This is a genomic window from Streptomyces shenzhenensis, assembly GCF_003688995.1.
GTDB lineage: Bacteria > Actinomycetota > Actinomycetes > Streptomycetales > Streptomycetaceae > Streptomyces > Streptomyces shenzhenensis_A.
This window is the reverse complement of sequence record NZ_PENI01000077.1, coordinates 1-2,578: the sequence shown is the minus strand read 5'-3', so window position 1 is coordinate 2,578 and position 2,578 is coordinate 1. Positions and strand designations below refer to the sequence as shown.

General features: G+C 65.2%; 2 protein-coding genes. Both read left to right on the top strand.

What is annotated here, in order from left to right:
- Positions 1-2,124: class 1b ribonucleoside-diphosphate reductase subunit alpha (nrdE, locus tag CTZ28_RS46190; protein WP_121895937.1), on the top strand; the 2,124-nt coding region annotated here is incomplete at its 5' end.
- 14 nt (positions 2,125-2,138) lie between these two features.
- Positions 2,139-2,578: ribonucleotide-diphosphate reductase subunit beta (locus tag CTZ28_RS46185; RefSeq protein WP_183154920.1), on the top strand; the 440-nt coding region annotated here is incomplete at its 3' end.

The following is a 2,578-nucleotide window of genomic DNA, read 5'->3' as shown; positions in this document are numbered from 1 at the left end:
GAGTCGGTCGGCACCCGCAAGGACTACCACGCGCTCAACGCCATGCTGAACATGTACGACTGCGACGGCCGCATCCAGTTCGACAAGGACCGTGAGGCCGTACGCCAGTACTTCCTCCAGCACGTCAACCCGAACACGGTGGTGTTCGGGACACTGAAGGAGAAGATCGACTACCTCATCGAGAACGACTACTACGAAGAGGCGCCGATCCGGCGCTACCGGTGGGAGTTCCTGGAGGACCTGTACCGGCAGGCGTACGCGCACGAGCACCGGTTCCGTACCTTCCTCGGCGCGTTCAAGTACTACACGTCGTACACGCTCAAGACCTTCGACGGCTCCCGCTATCTGGAGCGGTACGAGGACCGGGTGGTCGCCACAGCGCTGTATCTCGGCGCCGGTGACGAGGGGTTGGCGACCCGTCTGGTCGAGGAGATGATGACCGGCCGCTTCCAGCCCGCCACCCCGACCTTCCTCAACGCCGGGAAGGCGCAGCGCGGCGAGCTGGTCTCCTGCTTCCTGCTGCGGGTGGAGGACAACCTGGAGTCGATCGGACGCGGCATCAACTCCGCACTGCAGCTCAGCAAGCGGGGTGGCGGTGTGGCCCTGCTGCTGACGAACCTGCGCGAGCAGGGCGCTGCGATCAAGAAGATCGAGAATCAGTCGTCCGGTGTCGTCCCGGTGATGAAGCTGCTGGAGGACTCGTTCTCGTACGCCAACCAGCTCGGCGCGCGGCAGGGCGCGGGCGCGGTCTATCTGCATGCCCACCACCCGGACATCATGCGGTTCCTGGACACCAAGCGGGAGAACGCGGACGAGAAGATCCGCATCAAGACCCTCTCCCTCGGTGTGGTCGTCCCGGACATCACCTTCGAACTCGCCAAGCGCAACGCGGACATGCACCTGTTCTCGCCCTACGACGTCGAGCGCGAGTACGGCAGGCCGCTGTCCGATCTTTCGGTCAGCGAGCACTACGACGACCTCGTCGCCAACCCCCGTATCGGCAAGACCACGCTCAGCGCCCGCGAGTTCTTCAAGACGATCGCCGAGCTGCAGTTCGAGTCCGGCTACCCGTACCTGCTGTTCGAGGACACGGTGAACCGGGCCAACCCGATCCCCGGCTGGATCAACATGTCCAATCTGTGCTCGGAGATCCTCCAGGTGAACTCGCCCAGCACGTACGACGTCTCGCTCGGCTACGAGACCGTGGGCAAGGACATCTCCTGCAACCTGGGCTCGCTGAACATCGCCGCCGCGATGGCCTCCCCCGACCTCGGCGCCACCGTCGAGACAGCGGTGCGCGGGCTGACGTCCGTCTCCGACCAGTCCCACATCGACGCCGTGCCGTCCGTGGCACACGGCAACGACCTCTCCCACGCCATCGGTCTCGGCCAGATGAACCTGCACGGCTACCTCGCCTCGCAGCACATCCACTACGGCAGCAGGGAAGGCGTCGACTTCACGAACATGTACTTCTACGCCGTCGCCTACCACGCGCTGCACGCCTCGAACCGGATCGCGATCGCACGCGGCACCGCCTTCGACGGCTTCGAGGCATCGGCGTACGCGGACGGCTCCTACTTCGACAAGTACACCGATCAGGTGTGGGAGCCGGCCACCGAGCGCGGGCGGGAGCTGTTCGCCGACGCGGGTATCACCCTGCCCACGCAGGCCGACTGGCGAGAGCTGAAGAAGTCTGTGCAGGAGCACGGCATCTACAACCAGTACCTCCAGGCCGTCCCGCCCACCGGCTCCATCAGCTACATCAACGACGCCACCGCCTCCATCCACCCGGTCGCCTCGAAGGTGGAGATCCGCAAGGAGGGCAAGCTCGGCCGCGTCTACTACCCGGCGCCGCACATGGACAACGACAACCTGGAGTACTTCCAGGACGCGTACGAGATCGGCTACGAGAAGATCATCGACACCTACGCTGCGGCCACCCAGCACGTCGACCAGGGCCTGAGCTGCACCCTCTTCTTCCGCGACACCGCCACCACCCGCGACCTGAACAAGGCGCAGATCCACGCCTGGCGCAAGGGCATCAAGACCCTCTACTACATCCGGCTGCGCCAAGAAGCCCTGGCCGGCACCGAGATCGAGAACTGCCTGTCCTGCACGCTGTGAGGAACGCACCCACCATGACCACCGCCCCCACCCCACTGACCGACCTGTCGGTCACTCCCCCGTCGTATCGCCACGACCCCACCGCCCGGCTGCGGCCGGTCAACTGGAACAGGGTCACCGACGAGAAGGACCTGGAGGTGTGGAACCGGCTCACCGCCAACTTCTGGCTGCCCGAGAAGGTCCCGCTCTCCAACGACGTGAACGCCTGGCAGCAGCGGCTCACCGCCGAGGAACGCACCCTGACCATGCGGGTGTTCACCGGTCTGACCATGCTGGACACCGTGCAGGCCACGGTCGGCGAGATCGTACAGATCCAGGACGCGCGCACCGAGCACGAGGAGGCCGTCTACACCAACATCGCCTTCATGCAAGCCGTGCACGCCCGCAGCTACTCGTCTGTCTTCTCCACGCTCTCCAACACCCCGGAGATCGACGACGCCTATCGCTGGGCGGT